Genomic DNA, 16288 nt, shown 5'->3' with positions numbered 1-16288 from the left:
GAGTGTCATATTGACTGTCGGTGTAGGCAGCGCAGCCTCTGCGCGCGCGTTGGTCGCTAGCATGCGTGCGCACTGGCCGCTGGTGGTCAAGATGACACGGCGGGAAGTGAGTGAACGCTTCAAGGGATCGCTCGGCGGATGGCTGTGGGCGGTGCTGATACCGCTGTGCATGCTGGTGATTTACACCTTTGTGTTCTCGGTCGTCTTCAAGGCGCGCTGGGGTGAGGGCCCCGAGTCCAAGACGCAGTTTGCGATGGTGCTGTTTGCCGGCCTGATCGTCTATGGCCTGTTCTCCGATGTGCTGAACCGTGCACCCCATCTGGTGCTTGCCAATGTGAACTACGTCAAGCGCGTGGTGTTCCCGCTGGAGATCCTGGTCGTGGTGGCCGTGTGCTCGGCGCTGTTCCAGGCGCTGGCCAGTTTGGTGGTGCTGCTGGTGGCGCTGTTGGTGCTCAATGGCAAGATCCCGCTGACCGCCCTGCTGCTGCCGCTGGTCTGGGCGCCACTGGTCTTGCTCAGTGTGGGCGTGGGCTGGTTTTTTGCGTCGCTGGGCGTGTTTGCACGCGATCTCAAGCAGATCACCGGCGTGATGACGACCATGCTGATGTTTATCTCGCCGATTTTCTTCCCCGTGCATGCGCTGCCTGCCAGCTTTCAGACTGCGATGTGGCTCAATCCACTGACTTTTTTCATTGAACAGACGCGTGCCGTGCTGATCTGGGGCCGCATGCCGGACTGGAGCGGCTGGGCGATCAGCATGCTGGCCTGCAGCCTGGTGGCCTGGCTGGGCTTTGCCTGGTTCCAGAAGACGCGCAAGGGATTTGCCGATGTCCTCTGAATCTCTGGCACTGGAAGTGCAGGGCCTGGGCAAGTGCTTCCATATCTACGATGCGCCCGGCGACCGTTTGCGGCAGTTTGTGATGCCTCGCCTCTCGCGCCTGCTGGGGCGCGAGCCCAAGCCCTACCACCGCGAGTTCTGGGCGTTGCGCGGGCTGGACCTGCAGGTGGCCAGGGGTGAGACCATTGGCATCATCGGCCGCAATGGCTCGGGCAAGTCCACCTTCCTGCAGATGGTCTGCGGCACCCTGGCACCCAGCTGCGGCGCAGTGACCACGCATGGCCGCATCGCGGCGCTGCTGGAGCTGGGCGCAGGTTTCAACCCCGAGTTTTCTGGCCGCGACAATGTGGCGATGAATGCGGCGCTGCTCGGGCTGAGCGATGCGCAGATCGCCGAGCGCTTTGACTCGATTGCCGCCTTTGCCGATATTGGCGAGTTCATCGACCAGCCGGTGAAGACCTATTCCAGCGGCATGTATGTGCGGCTGGCCTTTGCGGTGATCGCCCATGTGGACGCCGATATCCTGGTGGTGGACGAAGCACTGGCTGTGGGCGATGCGGTGTTCACCCAGAAGTGCATGCGCTTTTTGCGCAGCTTCATGGAGCGCGGCACCTTGCTCTTTGTCAGCCACGACACCGCCGCCATCAAGAGCCTTTGCGACCGCGTGGTCTGGATCGACAAGGGCCAGGTCATGCAGATCGGACCGACCAAGGAGGTCTGTGACCGCTATATGCAGGCCTGCTATGAAGCCGAGCAGGGCAGTGGCCCAGTGGCTGAAACGGCCCCGCCGGCGCCAGTGTTCGATGCCAGCCTGCCCTGGCATGACCAGCGGCGCGATTTTTTCCGTGCTGAACCGCTGCGCAACGATATCGAGGTGTTTCGCTTCAACCCGGATGCGCCTTCGTTTGGCCTGGGCGGCGCACGCATTACCGGCGCCTGGCTGATGGACACACAGCAGCGCCCCTTGCACTGGGTGGTGGGCGGCGAGCCGGTGGTCTTGCGCATCCAGGCGCAGTGCCACCAGTCGCTGCAGTCGCCCATCGTCGGTTTTGTGGTCAAGGACCGCACTGGCCAGGCCGTGTTTGGTGACAACAGCTATTTGAGCTACCTGGGCCAGCCGGTGGTCTGTGCCAGCGGCCAGGTTCTGCAGGCCGAGTTCAGTTTTGACATGCCCCGCATGCCGGTGGGCAATTACGCGATCGACGTCGCACTGGCCGATGGCTCGCAGCACGACCATGTGCAGCAGCACTGGATCCAGGATGCGCTGCACTTCAAGTCCGAGTCCACCAACATGGCCACCGGACTGCTTGGCATCCCCATGCGGTCCATCGTGCTGCAGGCCGGCCAGGCGCAACAGGAAACCTCCTCCCCATGAACCGTATGACAGACCTCCCAGGGCAGGCGCGGGCCGACTATGACTGGCTGCACCCCGCCGCCTTGATGGAGCCCTACCATCTGACCCATCCCGCGCCCTGGGCGGGGCATATTCCGTTTGCCGCCTGGCTGATGGCGGTGGCACAACCGCGCAGCCTGGTGGAGCTGGGCGCTTATTCGGGCATCTCCTACCTCGCTTTTTGCCAGGCGATTGTCCAGCAAGGCTTGTTGACGCGCACCTATGCGATCGACACCTGGGAGGGCGATGCCCATGCTGGCGCCTACGGCGAGGGCATTCTGGCCAGCCTGCGCCAGGCCCATGATCCGCACTACACCCAGTTCTCGACCCTGCTGCGCATGCGCTTTGACGAGGCCTTGCCCAGTTTTGCCGATGGCAGCATCGATGTGCTGCACATCGATGGCCTGCACACCTATGAGGCGGTGCGCCATGATTTCGAGACCTGGCTGCCCAAGCTGAGCGAGCGCGCTGTGGTGCTGTTCCATGACAGCAATGTGTACCGCGATGACTTTGGCGTGCACCAGCTCTGGGCGGAGCTGGAAGGGCGTTATCCGAGCCTGCACTTCCCGCACAGCAATGGTCTGGGCGTGCTGCTGGTGGGCGCGCAGCAGCCTGCGTTGCTGCGCCGCCTGTGTGACCGCGGTGATGCCGCCTTCCAGCGCGACGTCTGCCGGGTGTTTGCTATTTTGGGCGCGCGCCTGGAGGCCAAGGCCGAGATGATGGCGCTGCAGCATGCGCTGGGTGACCAGCAGCAGACCATCCAGTCGTTGGAAGCGGCTGGCCAGCAGCGCCACAGCTGGATCGAAAAGCTCGATGGCGATATCCGCAACCTGGAGCTGGAGCGCCAGCAACTGCGAGGCCATCTGGAGGGCGCCCAGACCCAGGCCCAGCACAACCAGAATGCGCTGGACCAGGCCCATGCCCAGAGCCAATGGCTGACTGCCCAGTGGGAGAGTCGCCAACAGCAGCAGCAACAGCACATCGCGCAGCAGGACATCAAGCTGGCGGCCCTGCAACAGGAGGCCGCGCAAAAGCAGTGGCAGATCGAGCAGCAGGCCCAGCAGATGCAGGCGCTGGCACGCCAGTTGTCGCCGCTGTGGCGCATCACTGATTTGCTGCGCAAAGGCAAGAGCGCGGTTTTCCGCATCAAACAAAAGCTGGCGCCCTATGAGCCTGCCGGTGTCCGCCGGGTGCGCCATGCGCTGCGCCGCAAGATGCGCCAGGCCCGGGGTACGCCAATGCCGGCGGTGGCCCTGCTGCCTGGCAGCAACCGCCACTACGGCATTTTGGCGACGGCGCATACGCAGTTTGTCGCGCATGCGCTGGCCCAGGTGCTGCGCAAGGCTGGTTTTGAAGTGAGCCTGTTCCAGGATGTGCCTGCCGAAGGCTTTGGGCTCGACATGTACATCGTGGTCTGCCCACAGATGTTCAAGCAGCTGCCGCCGGGCGAAAAGCGCATCGTGTTCCAGATGGAGCAAAGCGTCAGCCCGCGCTGGTTCACCGACGAGTACTTGGCGATTCTGGAAAATTCGCTGTCTGCCTGGGACTATGCGCCAACCAACCTGGCCTTTTTGGAGACCAAGGGCATCCGCTACCCGCACACCTTCCTGGTGCCGATTGGCGGGGTGGCCGGTTACTCGCAGCTGCTGCAGGATTGCGGCGAGCCGGCATTGCCGGCGCTGGAGCCCAGCTGTGATGTGCTGTTCTACGGCGATGTGAATGCGCCGCGCCGCCAGGAGATGCTGCAGGCGCTGCAGCGCCAGTTCTCCGTGCGCATCGAGGGCAATCTGTTTGGCGATGCTTTGCGCCAGGCCGTGCGCCAGGCGCGGGTGGTCGTCAATATCCACTACTACGAAGGCGCCTTGCTGGAAACCACCCGGGTGTACGAATGCCTGAGCCTGGGCGCACCGGTGGTGACCGAGAGCAGTGCCGATATCCACCAGCACAGCGCGTTGCTGGACAACCCTGCGCTGCGGGTGACGCCAGTGGGCGATGCCCAGGCCATGGTGCAGGCGGTGCAAGAGATGCTGCAGCAGCAAGCGCAAAAGCCTGCGCAGGTGCAACAAGGGCTGGCAGACGAGATCGCCCGCAGTGGCCAGCAGTTTGAGTTCATGGTGCTGCGTGCGCTGTATGCGCTGGGCCGCATCGATTCGGCACAGTGGGAGGCACTGACCGTGTCGCAACCGCTGCCAGGAAACTGCATGGTGCTGAGCATGCCCGAGACGGTGCGCCGCCGGGCGCATTTCGTTGAGCAGACCTTGCCGGGCCTGCAAACGGATGTGAGCGTGTTTGATGGCGTGCGCTACAGCCCGGGCTGGCTGGGCTGCGCAATGAGCTACCAGTACCTCGCGCGCAAGGCCTTGCAGACCGGTGCGACGCAGCTGGAGATCATGGAAGACGATGTCGAGATGCCGCCCGACTATGCCCAGCGCCGCGCTCGTGTAGACAATTGGCTGGCCGCACATGCGGGCGAGTGGGACATCTTTGCCGGCCTGATCGCCAAGATCCACCCGGGCACCCAGGTGCTGGAGGTGCGGGAGCAGGACGGTGAAACCTTTGTGGTGCTGGACCGCATGACCAGCATGGTGCACAACATCTATGCCCAGCCCGCGCTGGAGGCACTGTCGCAGTGGGATTCCTCCATCCGCGACCCGCACACCAACACCATCGACAGCTACCTGCAGGGTCGGGCCCAGATGCGGGTCGTCACCACCTTGCCCTTCCTGGTGGCCCACACCACCGATATGGATTCCTCGCTCTGGGGCATCAACAACCACGAGTACCTGGCCGTCATCTACAAGGCGGAGCAGGATTTGCGGCAGTTGGTGGATCGCTTCAAGCAGGCGCAGGGCCACTGAGCCGCCAGCCTGGATGCAAAAAATCCCGCACCGGCCAAGCCGTGTGCGGGATTTTTTATGACAGGTTGGCTTGATTACAGCGCAGGAATGCGCAGCTTCTGGCCGGGGTAGATCTTGTTGGGGTCGCTCAGCATGGGCTTGTTGGCTTCGAAGATGGTCATGTACTTGTTGGCATCGCCATACATCTTCTTGGAGATGGCCGACAGCGTGTCGCCCGAGACCACGTCGTAGTACTTGGCTTCTGGCTCGGGGTTGGTGACGGTCATGTTGTTGGTCACATCGCTGACGCTGGAGACATTGCCGCAGCACAGCGTGACTTTCTCCTTCGCCGCCTGGGTGGGGGCCACACCGGTCACCGTCACTTTGCCAGCATCAAAGGCCACTTTCACATCGGACACGCCCAGGTTCTGGGTGCTGATGTACTTCTCGATGGCTGCGCCAGCTGCAGCGTTCAGGTCTTGCGGTGCCGTGGCGGCAGCAGCGTCCTTGCCGCCAAACAATTTTTCGCCGGCTTCCTTGATAAAGCTGAACAGTCCCATGGTGACTCCTAGAGGGTTGGTTACAGGAAGGGATCAATATAAAGGGGTTTGGATGCGCCATGAAGTCAGACGGCGCCGCTTGAAAATAATTCACAGTGGCGCCGGGATGACTCTGGCGCCCCAGGTTGTTGCACCTGCAACAAGGCGGGCGGGTAAAAAGGCCGATAATGCCGCCCATGCATTTTCTGGCCATCGACATAGGGAACACGCGCCTCAAGTGGGCGATGTATGACGCAGCTCAACCTGGCGCCGCTGTGCTGGCCCATGGCGTGGAGTTTTTGGACAACATCGAGCGCCTGGCGGAAGGCAGCTGGGCCGAGCTGCCCGAGCCCCGGCACATGCTGGGCTGCGTGGTGGCTGGCGATGTGGTGCGCCGCCGGGTACAGACGCAGATGGATATCTGGGATCTGGCGCCCAACTGGGTGGTGTCCTCCAACGCCGAGGCGGGCCTGACCAATGGCTATGACCACCCCAGCCGCCTGGGCACGGACCGCTGGGTGGCCATGGTGGGCGCCTGGCACCATGTGCTGGCCCAGGGGCGCCAGCGCCCGGTGGTGGTGGTCATGGTGGGCACGGCGGTCACGGTGGAAGCCATCGATGCCGATGGCAAGTTTCTGGGCGGACTGATCCTGCCGGGCCACGGCATCATGCTCAAGGCGCTGGAGTCGGGCACTGCCGGCCTGCATGTACCGACCGGCGAGGTGCGGCCTTTCCCCACCAACACCAGCGATGCGCTGACCAGCGGCGGCACCTATGCGATTGCCGGCGCGGTCGAGCGCATGGTGCAGCATGTGATGGCCCACTGTGGCCAGGAGCCAGCCTGTGTGATGACCGGTGGTGCCGGCTGGAAGATGATGCCCAGCATGACACGGCCCTTCGAGCTGGTGGAGAACCTGATTTTTGACGGCCTGCTGCATATCGCCCACAGCCGTTTTGGTTCGAAGGCCTGACACTTATCCACATGCCGTTACAGCGATAGCCCCCGGATTGGCCAAGGCCCGGCGGTGCGACGGAAGGGCAATGCGATAATGGACGGTTATTTGTTGAACTACCTGTACTGACCATGATTCTCGTCACCGGAGGCGCCGGCTTTATCGGCTCGAATTTTGTGTTGGACTGGCTGGCGGATTCGGATGAGCCGGTGGTCAATCTCGACAAGCTGACCTACGCAGGCAATCTGCATAACTTGGCAAGCCTGCAGGGCGACAGCCGCCACCATTTTGTCCACGGCGATATTGGTGACCGTGCGCTGCTCGACCGCCTGCTGGCCGAGCACCAGCCGCGCGCCATCGTGCACTTTGCGGCTGAAAGCCATGTGGACCGTTCGATCCATGGCCCCGAGGATTTCATCCAGACCAATGTGGTCGGTACCCTGCGCCTGCTGGAGGCTACCCGCGCCTACTGGAGCGGCCTGGAGGGCGAGCGCAAGACCGGTTTCCGATTTCTGCATGTATCGACCGACGAGGTCTACGGCAGCCTGGAGAAGGATGACCCGGCCTTCAGCGAAACCCATAACTTCGAGCCCAACAGCCCCTACAGCGCCAGCAAGGCGGCCAGCGACCACCTGGTGCGTGCCTGGTTCCACACCTATGGCCTGCCGGTGCTGACCACCAACTGCTCGAACAACTACGGCCCCTACCACTTCCCCGAGAAGCTGATCCCGCTGATGATCGTCAACGCGCTGGCGGGCAAGAACCTGCCGGTGTATGGCGACGGCATGCAGATCCGTGACTGGCTCTATGTCAAGGACCACTGCAGCGCCATCCGCCGTGTGCTGGAAGCGGGCCGCCTGGGCGAGACCTACAACGTGGGCGGCTGGAACGAGATGCCCAATATCGAGATCGTCAAGCATGTCTGCAGCCTGCTCGATGCACAGCGCCCACGCGCCGATGGCCAGTCCTATGCCGAGCAGATCAGCTATGTGAAGGACCGCCCCGGCCATGACCGCCGCTATGCGATAGATGCGCGCAAGCTGGAGAAGGAGCTGGGCTGGAAGCCGGCAGAAACCTTTGACAGCGGCATCCGCAAGACCGTGCAGTGGTACCTGGACCACCAGGACTGGGTGGCCCAGGTGCAGTCGGGTGACTACAAGGACTGGGTCAGCAAGCAGTACGCCTGAGGGCGCTAGCGAGGCGGGCCTGGTATCTGCATGCCGGGGCTGCCTGACAGGACGATGCGATGAAAATACTGTTGTTGGGCAAGAACGGCCAGGTCGGTTGGGAGCTGCAACGCAGCCTGCTGCCGCTGGGCGAGGTGATGGCGCTGGACCGCGCCAGCGACCCGCTCTGCGGTGACCTGCTGCGCCCCGAGGCGCTGGCCGAAACCGTGCGTACGCTGGCGCCCGATGTGATCGTCAACGCGGCGGCCTATACCGCTGTGGACAAGGCCGAGAGCGAGCCCGAGGCCGCCCGTACCATCAATGCCGAGGCGGTGGGCGTGCTGGCGCGCGAGGCCCAGGCGCTGGGCGCCTGGCTGGTGCACTACAGCACTGACTATGTCTTTGATGGCGGTGGCGACCAGCCCTGGCAAGAGGAGCAGGCCACCGGCCCGCTGTCCGTCTATGGCCAGACCAAGCTCGAAGGCGAGCAGCAGATCGCCGCCAGCGGCGTGAAGCACCTTGTTTTTCGCACCAGCTGGGTCTATGCCGCGCGCGGTGGCAACTTTGCCAAGACCATGCTGCGCCTGGCGCAGGAGCGCGACAAGCTGGCCGTCATCGACGACCAGTGGGGCGCGCCCACCGGTGCCGACCTGATTGCCGATGTGACCGCGCATGCGCTGCGTACGGCCATGGCATCGGGTGACGACCTGAGCGGCATCTACCACCTGGTGGCGGGTGGCGAAACCACATGGAACCGCTATGCCCGCTTTGTGCTGGAGACGGCGCGCAAGATCAACCCTGCGCTGAATTTCACCGCGCAGGAAGTGCAGGCGGTCGACACCTCGGCTTTCCCGACACCGGCGCGCCGCCCTCACAATTCCCGTTTGAACACCCACAAATTGCAGCAGCGCTTTGCACTGGATTTGCCCGATTGGCAGACCGGCGTGCAACGCATGCTGCAGGAGATTCTCTGAACATGACAGTGCAAGCACGCAAAGGCATCATTTTGGCGGGCGGCTCCGGCACCCGCCTGCACCCGGCAACCCTGGCGGTCAGCAAGCAACTGCTGCCGGTGTACGACAAGCCGATGATTTACTACCCGCTGACCACCTTGATGCTGGCGGGGATCAAAGAAATCCTGATCATCAGCACGCCGCAGGACACGCCGCGCTTCGAGCAGCTGCTGGGCGATGGCAGCCAGTGGGGCATCCACCTGGAATACGCAGTGCAGCCCAGCCCGGATGGACTGGCGCAGGCCTTTTTGATTGGCGAAGACTTCCTGGCCGGTGCACCGAGTGCGCTGGTGCTGGGCGACAACATCTTCTACGGCCATGATTTCCACAAGCTGCTGGCCAGCGCAATGCAGCGCGATACGGGCTCCAGCGTCTTTGCCTACCATGTGACCGATCCTGAGCGCTATGGCGTGGCCGACTTTGACAAGCAGGGCAAGGTGCTGTCGCTGGAAGAGAAGCCAGCCAAGCCTAAGAGCAACTATGCAGTGACCGGCCTGTATTTCTATGACAGCCAGGTGGTGGAGCTGGCCAAGAGCCTCAAGCCCTCGCCACGCGGCGAGCTGGAGATCACCGATCTGAACCGCTTGTACCTGGAAAAAGGCCAGTTGAGTGTGGAGATCATGGGCCGGGGCTATGCCTGGCTCGATACCGGCACGCATGACAGCCTGCTGGATGCCGGCCAGTTCATCGCCACCCTGGAAAGCCGCCAGGGCTTGAAGATCGCCTGCCCGGAAGAGATTGCCTGGCGCAGCGGCTACATCGACGATGCGCAGCTGGCTGCACTGGCCAAGCCCTTGGCCAAGAACGGCTACGGCCAGTACCTGCAGCGCCTGCTGCAGGAACCCAAGGAGTAAGGCCATGCAAGTCATCGATACGGCCCTGCCCGAGGTCAAGATCATCGAGCCTAAGGTGTTTGGCGACGCGCGCGGCTTTTTCTACGAGAGCTTCAACCAGCAGGCCTTTGATGCGGCGGTGGGCCGGCACTATGACTTTGTGCAGGACAACCACAGCAAGAGCAGCCGCGGTGTGCTGCGCGGCCTGCACTACCAGGTGGAGCAGGCACAGGGCAAGCTGGTGCGCGTGGCGCAGGGCCGGGTGCTGGATGTGGCCGTGGATATCCGCAAAAGCTCGGCCCGCTTTGGCCAATGGGTAGCGGTGGAGTTGAGCGAAGACAACCAACGCCAGCTGTGGGTGCCGCCAGGCTTTGCCCATGGCTTTGTGGTCTTCAGCGAAACGGCTGAGTTTCTATACAAAACAACAGATTACTACGCGCCGGCCCACGAGCGCTGCATTATCTGGAATGATGCACAGTTGTCGATTGACTGGCAGTTGAACGGTCTGGAGCCACAGCTGTCGGCCAAGGACCAGCAGGGCAAGGCCTTTGCCGAGGCCGATTTTTTTGCCTGAGTTTGCCTTTCCTCCCATTTGTCTCCCATACCTGGCACCTACACTGGGTGCCCTATAGGCTAAGGGGATGAACACTACGCCTGTCATAGGCCTTTGAGACCATAGACGCATGAGCAGCAGCACTATTGACGATTTCAGCGATGCAGCCCTGGCCACCGAGCCCGGGCGCCGCCCCTTGCTGGGCGAGATGCTGGTGCAGGCGGGCAAGCTGTCGCCACGCGATCTGGAGCGTGCGCTGCAGGCGCAGCAGGAGATGGGCAGCCTCATCGGCCAGGTGCTGGTGCAGCTGGGCCTGGTCTCCGAGCCAGACCTGATGCAGGCCCTGGCGACCCAGCTGCGGATACCCTATACCTTGGGCACGGATTTCCCTGCGGAAGCGGTCAGCGTGCCGGGCCTGATGCCCGAGTTCCAGCATTCGCAGCATGTCTTTCCCTTGCAGTTGCAAGACGGCGTGCTGGATGTGGCCATGGCCTCGCCCCAGGATCCCTTTGTCATCAAGGCGCTGCAAATGTCGACCGGGCTGCAGATTCGCCCGCACCTGGCACTGCAGGCTGATATTGAAAAAGCCCTGCAGGAACCTGAGCCCGAAGCCGAGGAAGATGACGGCGACGACATGTTTGGCGATGGCTCCGATGTGGGCGATTTTGTCGAGCATCTGAAGGACCTGGCCAGCGAGGCGCCGGTGATTCGCCTCGTCAACAGCATCATTGGCAAGGTGACCGACCTGCGCGCCTCCGATATCCACCTCGAGCCTTTTGACGATGGTCTGCATGTGCGCTACCGGGTCGACGGCGTGATCCACCCCGGTGAGCTGGTGCCGCCTCGCCTGTCTGCGGCCGTGGGCTCGCGCGTCAAGCTGATGGCGCATCTGGACATTGCCGAGCGCCGCCTGCCGCAGGACGGCCGTATCAAGACCCGCGTCAAGGGCCGCGAGCTCGACCTGCGTGTCTCCACCGTGCCCACCGTGCATGGCGAGAGCATCGTGATGCGGGTGCTCGACCGCGCCAGTGTGCGGCTGCAGCTCGAAACCATGGGCTTTGCCAAGGACACGCTGTCCAAGTTCAACGACCTGCTGGCCCGCCCGCATGGCATTTTGCTGGTGACCGGCCCAACGGGTTCGGGCAAGACCACGACCCTGTATGCAGCGCTGTCCAAGATCGACGCGCTCGAGAACAAGATCATCACCGTCGAAGACCCGGTCGAGTACCAGCTCGAAGGCATCAACCAGATCCAGGTGCATGCCCAGATCAACCTGACCTTTGCCAATGCGCTGCGCTCCATCCTGCGCCAGGACCCGGACATCATCATGATCGGTGAAATGCGTGATGGCGAAACCGCACAGATCGCAGTGCAGTCTGCGCTGACGGGCCACTTGGTGCTGTCGACCTTGCACACCAACACCGCCGCTGGCGCTATCACCCGTATGCAGGACATGGGGGTGGAAAGCTACCTGATCACCTCCTCGGTGAACGGGGTGCTGGCCCAGCGCCTGGTGCGTACCTTGTGCAGCAATTGCAAAGAGGCCTACGAGCCCGGCGAGGAGGTGCGCAAGCGCTCCGGCCTGGCGCGCTTCAGCGAAGTGGGCCAAACCATTTACCGCGCCGTGGGCTGCAATGCCTGCCGCCAGACCGGCTACAAGGGCCGTACCGGCATCCATGAGCTCTTCGTGCTCGACGAGCCGATGCGCAATGCCATCAATGCGGGCAAGGATGCGAACGAGCTGTTCAACCTGGCGGCCAAGGCCGGCATGCTGAGCCTGCACGAGGACGGTCTGCGCAAGGTGGCCGCCGGCATGACCACCTTGGACGAAGTCGCCCGCGTCACCCAGGACCAGATCGATGGCTGATTTTGCCTGGCACGCGATCAATGCTGCGGGCGAGCAGGTTCGCGGCACTTTCCAAGCGCCCAATGCGGCGGCCGTGCAAAAGCACCTGCGCGCGCAAAAGCTCACGCCGGTGCGCATTGTGGATGCGGCTGATGCTGCCGCGCTGATGCCGGCCAATGCCAAGGCAGCAGGGGCCAAGCCGGCTGCTGTCAGCGCCATTGGCAAGGCCAAGGCACCCAAGTCGCAAAAGGGCCCGGCCAAGGCGGCCGATGTGCTGGCGATGACCTCGGAGCTGTCGATTATGCTCAAGGCCGGCTTGGCCCTGGACAACGCGCTGCGCGTGCTGATCGACATGGCCTTCAAGGACAGCATGCGCGAGCTGCTGACCGGCGTGCTGGAAGCCGTCAAGGGCGGCGTGCCGCTGTCCAAGGCGCTGATGGTGCACCAGGAGCTGTTTGGCGATTTCTACATCAACATGGTGCGCTCGGGCGAGGCCAGCGGCCAGATGTCGGCCGTGCTGCAGCGCCTGGTGGAACACCTGGAGCGCCAGCGCGCGCTCAAGGAAAGCGTGGTCTCGGCCACCATCTACCCGATGATCCTGGTGGCAGTGGCGATCCTGTCGCTGATTGCGATGCTGGGCTTTGTGGTGCCGCAGTTCGAGAAACTGTTCACCGATATGGGCGATGCACTGCCCACGCCCACCAAGATCGTGATGACCATTGGCCAGGCCTTCCGCAAGAACGGCTGGGTCATCTTGCTCGGCGGCGCCGCCGTGGTCTACCTGATGCGCAGCTGGCTGCGCTCACCCAAGGGCCGGCTGTGGTGGCAGGGCGTGTTGCTGCGCATGCCGATTCTGGGTCGCCTGGCGCTCAAGTACCAGCTGACCTTGTATTCGCGCTCGCTCGGCACCCTGCTGGGCAATGGCGTGCCTTTGCTCACGGCGCTGCATATCGCGACCGATACGGTCAGCAACCGCCTGATCCAGGCCGAGCTGGCCAAGATTCCACCCATCGTCAAAGAGGGCGGCAAGATGGTGCAGGCGATGAACACCACGACGGTGTTCGAGCCCTTGGCGGTGAACCTGGTGCGCGTCGGTGAAGAGACCGGGCGCCTGGGCTCGATGATGCTGGAGCTGTCGAATATTTTGAACCGCGAGGTGGAAACCGGCATCAAACGCGCCCTGACCATGATCGAGCCAGTGCTGATTCTGGTACTGGGCATCATGATTGCCTCCATCATTGTTTCTATCTTGATGGGCATTCTGTCCGTCAACGATCTGGCTGCTTAATTTTTAATACTGCAAGGAGAGCCCGCCATGAAGGCCTTATTCACCCAAAAGTCGCCACGCAAGAGCCGTGGTTTTACCTTGATCGAACTGCTGGTGGTGCTGGCCATCCTGACCCTGCTGGCCGGTTTGGTCGGCCCCAAGGTGCTGAGCCAATTGGGCGGCGCCAAGTCCAAGACGGCAGGCGTGCAGATTGCTGACTTGCAAAAGGCGCTGGATATCTTCAAGCTCGACACCGGCCGCTACCCGACCACCGAAGAAGGTCTGGACGCGCTGGCCAAGCAGCCGGGCAATGTGCGCGGTTGGAACGGCCCCTACCTGTCGGGTGGCGTGCCCAATGACCCTTGGAACAACCCCTACCGTTACAGCTACAACGGCGGCCGGGTGGAGATTCTGTCCCTGGGCTCCGATGGCCAGCCAGGCGGCGAAGGCGAAGCCGCCGACGTGCGCAACGCACAGTAATTCGGCGCCTGCCACTTTTTTGGTCTGACCAGGAACCCCCGTGCCGACTGCCTTGCCATGGCTGAGCCGACACCTACGCGCCGCAAAGCGCCCAGCAGCCCATCAAGGCTTTACCTTGATCGAGCTGATGGTGGTGTTCGCCATCATGGCCTTGGTGGTGGCGATGGCGCCGGTCGCCTATGACCGGCTCAAGGACGGGGTGCAGTACCGCGACACCGTGCGCACGATGATCAGCCAGCTGCGCTCGGCCCGCTACATCGCCGTCTCGCAAGGCGAGCCGGTGCGCTTTACCGTGGACCTGCAGACCCGGCACTATGGCTATACGGGTTCGGTCAAGGACATTCCAGAGACCGTGGATCTGCGCGCCACGGTGGCGGACCGGGAGTTTGTGCCCAACAGCTCGGCCTCGATCGTGTTCCTGGCCTCGGGTGGCTCCACCGGCGGCAGTGTGGAAATCTTGCGCAAGAACGGCGCCGGCACACGGTTGCGGGTGGACTGGCTTTCGGGCCGGGTCAGCCAGGAGCCCTTGTTCCAATGAGGGCGCTGTCGTCTCTTTATCAGCGGCCCCGTCGCCAGCACGGCATGACCTTGCTGGAGATTCTGGTGGCGCTGTCCATCATGGCGATCTCGCTGGGCATGATCTACCGTGCCACCGGCAGCAATGCGCGCAGCGTGGGCGATCTGGACCGCTACCAATATGCGGTGCAGCTGGCGCAGTCCATCATGGATTCGCGCGATTCCGTCTATGAAAGCGGCTGGAACGAATCCGGCCAGAGCAATGGCTACCAGTGGAGTGTGCAAAGCGCGCCCTTCAAGACTGGCGTGGACGAGGGCTCGAACATCCCCGTCTTGCATGAGGTGCATATCAGCGTGAGCTGGGCCGAGGGCGACCGCCCCCGTGTGTTCGAGCTCAGCACCTTGCGTGCACAGCGCCGGCCTGCCGACCCGGTAGAGAATGTGGTGCCTGCAGGATGATGGGCCGCCGCATTTGCCCCAGCCTGCGCAGTGCCCATGGCCTGCGCGCGTCTGCGTCCGGCTTCACCTTGGTGGAGATGCTGGTGGCTATGTCCTTGCTGTCGCTGATCGTCCTGGGTCTGGCCGGTGCCATGGGCACCATGGGCCGGACGGAGACCAGCATCGACAACCGGCTCGAACGCATGGATGAGTCGCGCTCCAGCACCGATTTCTTGCGTTCCGTGCTGGGCCGTATCTCCGCCAAACGGGTGCAGGGCCTGCAGCAGCAAGGCATGCTCAGTGCAGCACCCTCGGCCTTTTTCTTTGAAGGTGCGGGCCAATCGATGACCTGGGTGGGCGTGATGCCTGCCCGTTATGGGGTCGGCGGCCGCTACCATTTCCGGCTGAGCATGGGCAGCTACGATGGCGCGCCTGCGGTGATCTTGAGCTACCTGCCTTGGATCGATGCGCAGACCTTGCCCGATTGGGGCGCGGCGCAAACCTACCCGCTGCTGACGCATGCGACTGGCTTGTCCTTCCAGTACCTCAACGGTGCTATCGATCCACCGCAATGGGGCAGCGACTGGGGCGCGGTGGACCAATTGCCGCAGGCGGTGCAGGTGCTGATGTCGACCGAGACGGCGGTGCTGGCCCCTGTGGTGGTGCAGCTGCGGGTGATGCCAGCCGGCGATCCCCGTGGCAGCGGTGGCGGTGCAACGCTGGGAGGATCGGTCGAATGATGCACCCAGCGACACAACGGCGGGCCATGTTGCTGCCTGCGCAACAAGGCATGGCGCTGATTGCGGTGCTGTGGCTGGTGGCTGCACTCAGCTTGATGGTGACCGGCGTCAGCGGCGTCGTGCGCCAGGAAGCCAAGATGATTGGCGTGGCCAAGGACAAGGTCACCGCGCAGGCGGTGGGTGACGCCGCCGTTGTCATGGTGCTGCAGCAGCTGTCGGCCGACCGCACGATCTTGCAGGAGATCACCGAGACCTCGGTCAATTACCAAGGTACAGAGGTGGCAGTCAGCGTGATGCCGCTCAACGGCCTGATCAATATCAATGGCGCATCGCTGCCGCTGCTGACGGCGCTGATGAGCGTCGGTGGTGGGCTGCCGGAAGGTGCAGCCCAGGAACTCGCCGTGGCGGTCCTTGATCGCCGTGAAAGTTCGTCGCTGGATGGCCGCCGACCCGAGCGTTTTGAGGCGATCGAAGACCTGATGCAGGTGCCAGGGATCGATTACGACCTCTATGCTAGACTCGCGCCCTTGATCACGGCGGCGACCACGGGCTCGGGAGGGACCACGGTCAATCCGCTGGCGGCACCACCGGAGGTGCTGCGGGTGCTGGCCAATGGCGACGAGGGCATCGCCGCCCGTATTGCCGCATCGCGTGGCCAGCCCGGGCTGGATACCACCGGCCTGGATGCCAACCTGGCCCGCCCTGGCGGTGCCCAACGCCGTTACCGGATAACGGCCCAGGTCCCGATGGCGGACGGACGTATTTTTCTCGTAGATCGCAGTGTGTACTTTGGGGCCAGAACGCGCGACGGCCTGCCCTGGTACACGTTTGAAGCGCGCCAGATGCTGCAGCCAGCATCCTGATCGAAGCAAAGAA

16 protein-coding genes are annotated in these 16288 nt (G+C 63.2%); 15 read left to right on the top strand and 1 reads right to left on the bottom strand.

Going from position 1 to position 16288, the window contains the following annotated elements:
* Nucleotides 1-61 precede the first annotated feature (61 nt).
* Genes EDF71_RS06540 through EDF71_RS06530 form a run of 3 tightly spaced genes read left to right on the top strand, consistent with a single transcriptional unit; the run spans nucleotide 62 to nucleotide 5089 of the window.
* On the top strand, nucleotides 62-838 hold the full coding sequence (locus EDF71_RS06540; RefSeq protein WP_133855794.1) for an ABC transporter permease: 777 nt from the start codon (nucleotides 62-64) through the stop codon (nucleotides 836-838).
* Nucleotides 828-2213, top strand: coding sequence for an ABC transporter ATP-binding protein (locus tag EDF71_RS06535; RefSeq protein WP_133855793.1), 1386 nt, complete (start codon nucleotides 828-830; stop codon nucleotides 2211-2213). Before EDF71_RS06540 ends, EDF71_RS06535 begins: the two co-directional genes overlap by 11 nt.
* Entirely contained in the window at nucleotides 2210-5089 is a 2880-nt protein-coding gene (locus tag EDF71_RS06530) for a class I SAM-dependent methyltransferase (protein WP_133855792.1), read from the top strand. The genes EDF71_RS06535 and EDF71_RS06530 overlap by 4 nt, the downstream gene beginning before the upstream one ends.
* 74 nt (nucleotides 5090-5163) lie before the next feature.
* Here the strand turns inward: EDF71_RS06530 and lysM are convergent, their stop codons facing one another.
* Nucleotides 5164-5628 (bottom strand): peptidoglycan-binding protein LysM, encoded by a 465-nt coding sequence (gene lysM / locus EDF71_RS06525; RefSeq protein WP_133855791.1) that lies wholly within the window; start codon nucleotides 5626-5628, stop codon nucleotides 5164-5166.
* 176 nt (nucleotides 5629-5804) lie between these two features.
* Between lysM and EDF71_RS06520 the strand changes: the two genes are divergently transcribed.
* From EDF71_RS06520 to EDF71_RS06465, 12 genes are all read left to right on the top strand, one after another.
* Nucleotides 5805-6578, top strand: a complete 774-nt coding sequence (locus tag EDF71_RS06520) for a type III pantothenate kinase (RefSeq protein ID WP_133855790.1) — start codon at nucleotides 5805-5807, stop codon at nucleotides 6576-6578.
* Nucleotides 6579-6691: 113 nt separating this feature from the next.
* Complete coding sequence (gene rfbB / locus EDF71_RS06515) at nucleotides 6692-7747, top strand: dTDP-glucose 4,6-dehydratase (RefSeq protein ID WP_133855789.1); 1056 nt, start codon at nucleotides 6692-6694, stop codon at nucleotides 7745-7747.
* A 59-nt stretch (nucleotides 7748-7806) separates the two neighbouring features.
* A complete protein-coding gene (gene rfbD / locus EDF71_RS06510) occupies nucleotides 7807-8700 on the top strand; it encodes a dTDP-4-dehydrorhamnose reductase (RefSeq protein WP_133855788.1) in 894 nt (297 codons plus the stop codon).
* Between the two features lie 2 nt (nucleotides 8701-8702).
* The gene (gene rfbA / locus EDF71_RS06505; protein WP_133855787.1) at nucleotides 8703-9593 is read left to right on the top strand and encodes a glucose-1-phosphate thymidylyltransferase RfbA; all 891 of its coding nucleotides are present in this window, start codon (nucleotides 8703-8705) and stop codon (nucleotides 9591-9593) included.
* A 4-nt stretch (nucleotides 9594-9597) separates the two neighbouring features.
* A complete protein-coding gene (gene rfbC, locus EDF71_RS06500) occupies nucleotides 9598-10146 on the top strand; it encodes a dTDP-4-dehydrorhamnose 3,5-epimerase (RefSeq protein ID WP_133855786.1) in 549 nt (182 codons plus the stop codon).
* Between the two features lie 109 nt (nucleotides 10147-10255).
* Entirely contained in the window at nucleotides 10256-11992 is a 1737-nt protein-coding gene (gene gspE / locus EDF71_RS06495; protein WP_133855785.1) for a type II secretion system ATPase GspE, read from the top strand.
* A complete protein-coding gene (locus EDF71_RS06490; protein ID WP_133855784.1) occupies nucleotides 11985-13259 on the top strand; it encodes a type II secretion system F family protein in 1275 nt (424 codons plus the stop codon). The genes gspE and EDF71_RS06490 overlap by 8 nt, the downstream gene beginning before the upstream one ends.
* Before the next feature lie 27 nt (nucleotides 13260-13286).
* Entirely contained in the window at nucleotides 13287-13718 is a 432-nt protein-coding gene (gspG, locus tag EDF71_RS06485; protein WP_133855783.1) for a type II secretion system major pseudopilin GspG, read from the top strand.
* A 40-nt stretch (nucleotides 13719-13758) separates the two neighbouring features.
* The gene (locus EDF71_RS06480; protein WP_279586280.1) at nucleotides 13759-14256 is read left to right on the top strand and encodes a GspH/FimT family pseudopilin; all 498 of its coding nucleotides are present in this window, start codon (nucleotides 13759-13761) and stop codon (nucleotides 14254-14256) included.
* Nucleotides 14253-14693, top strand: a complete 441-nt coding sequence (locus EDF71_RS06475; RefSeq protein ID WP_279586279.1) for a prepilin-type N-terminal cleavage/methylation domain-containing protein — start codon at nucleotides 14253-14255, stop codon at nucleotides 14691-14693. Before EDF71_RS06480 ends, EDF71_RS06475 begins: the two co-directional genes overlap by 4 nt.
* Nucleotides 14693-15412, top strand: coding sequence for a prepilin-type N-terminal cleavage/methylation domain-containing protein (locus tag EDF71_RS06470; RefSeq protein WP_166656473.1), 720 nt, complete (start codon nucleotides 14693-14695; stop codon nucleotides 15410-15412). The genes EDF71_RS06475 and EDF71_RS06470 overlap by 1 nt, the downstream gene beginning before the upstream one ends.
* A 26-nt stretch (nucleotides 15413-15438) precedes the next feature.
* Entirely contained in the window at nucleotides 15439-16275 is an 837-nt protein-coding gene (locus EDF71_RS06465) for a type II secretion system protein GspK (protein WP_243854199.1), read from the top strand.
* Nucleotides 16276-16288 lie beyond the last annotated feature (13 nt).

The organism is Comamonas sp. JUb58, from assembly GCF_004364775.1.
Classification (GTDB): Bacteria; Pseudomonadota; Gammaproteobacteria; order Burkholderiales; family Burkholderiaceae_C; genus Comamonas.
Note: the sequence above shows the minus strand (reverse complement) of the source record. Positions and strands in the feature narration are given on the sequence as shown.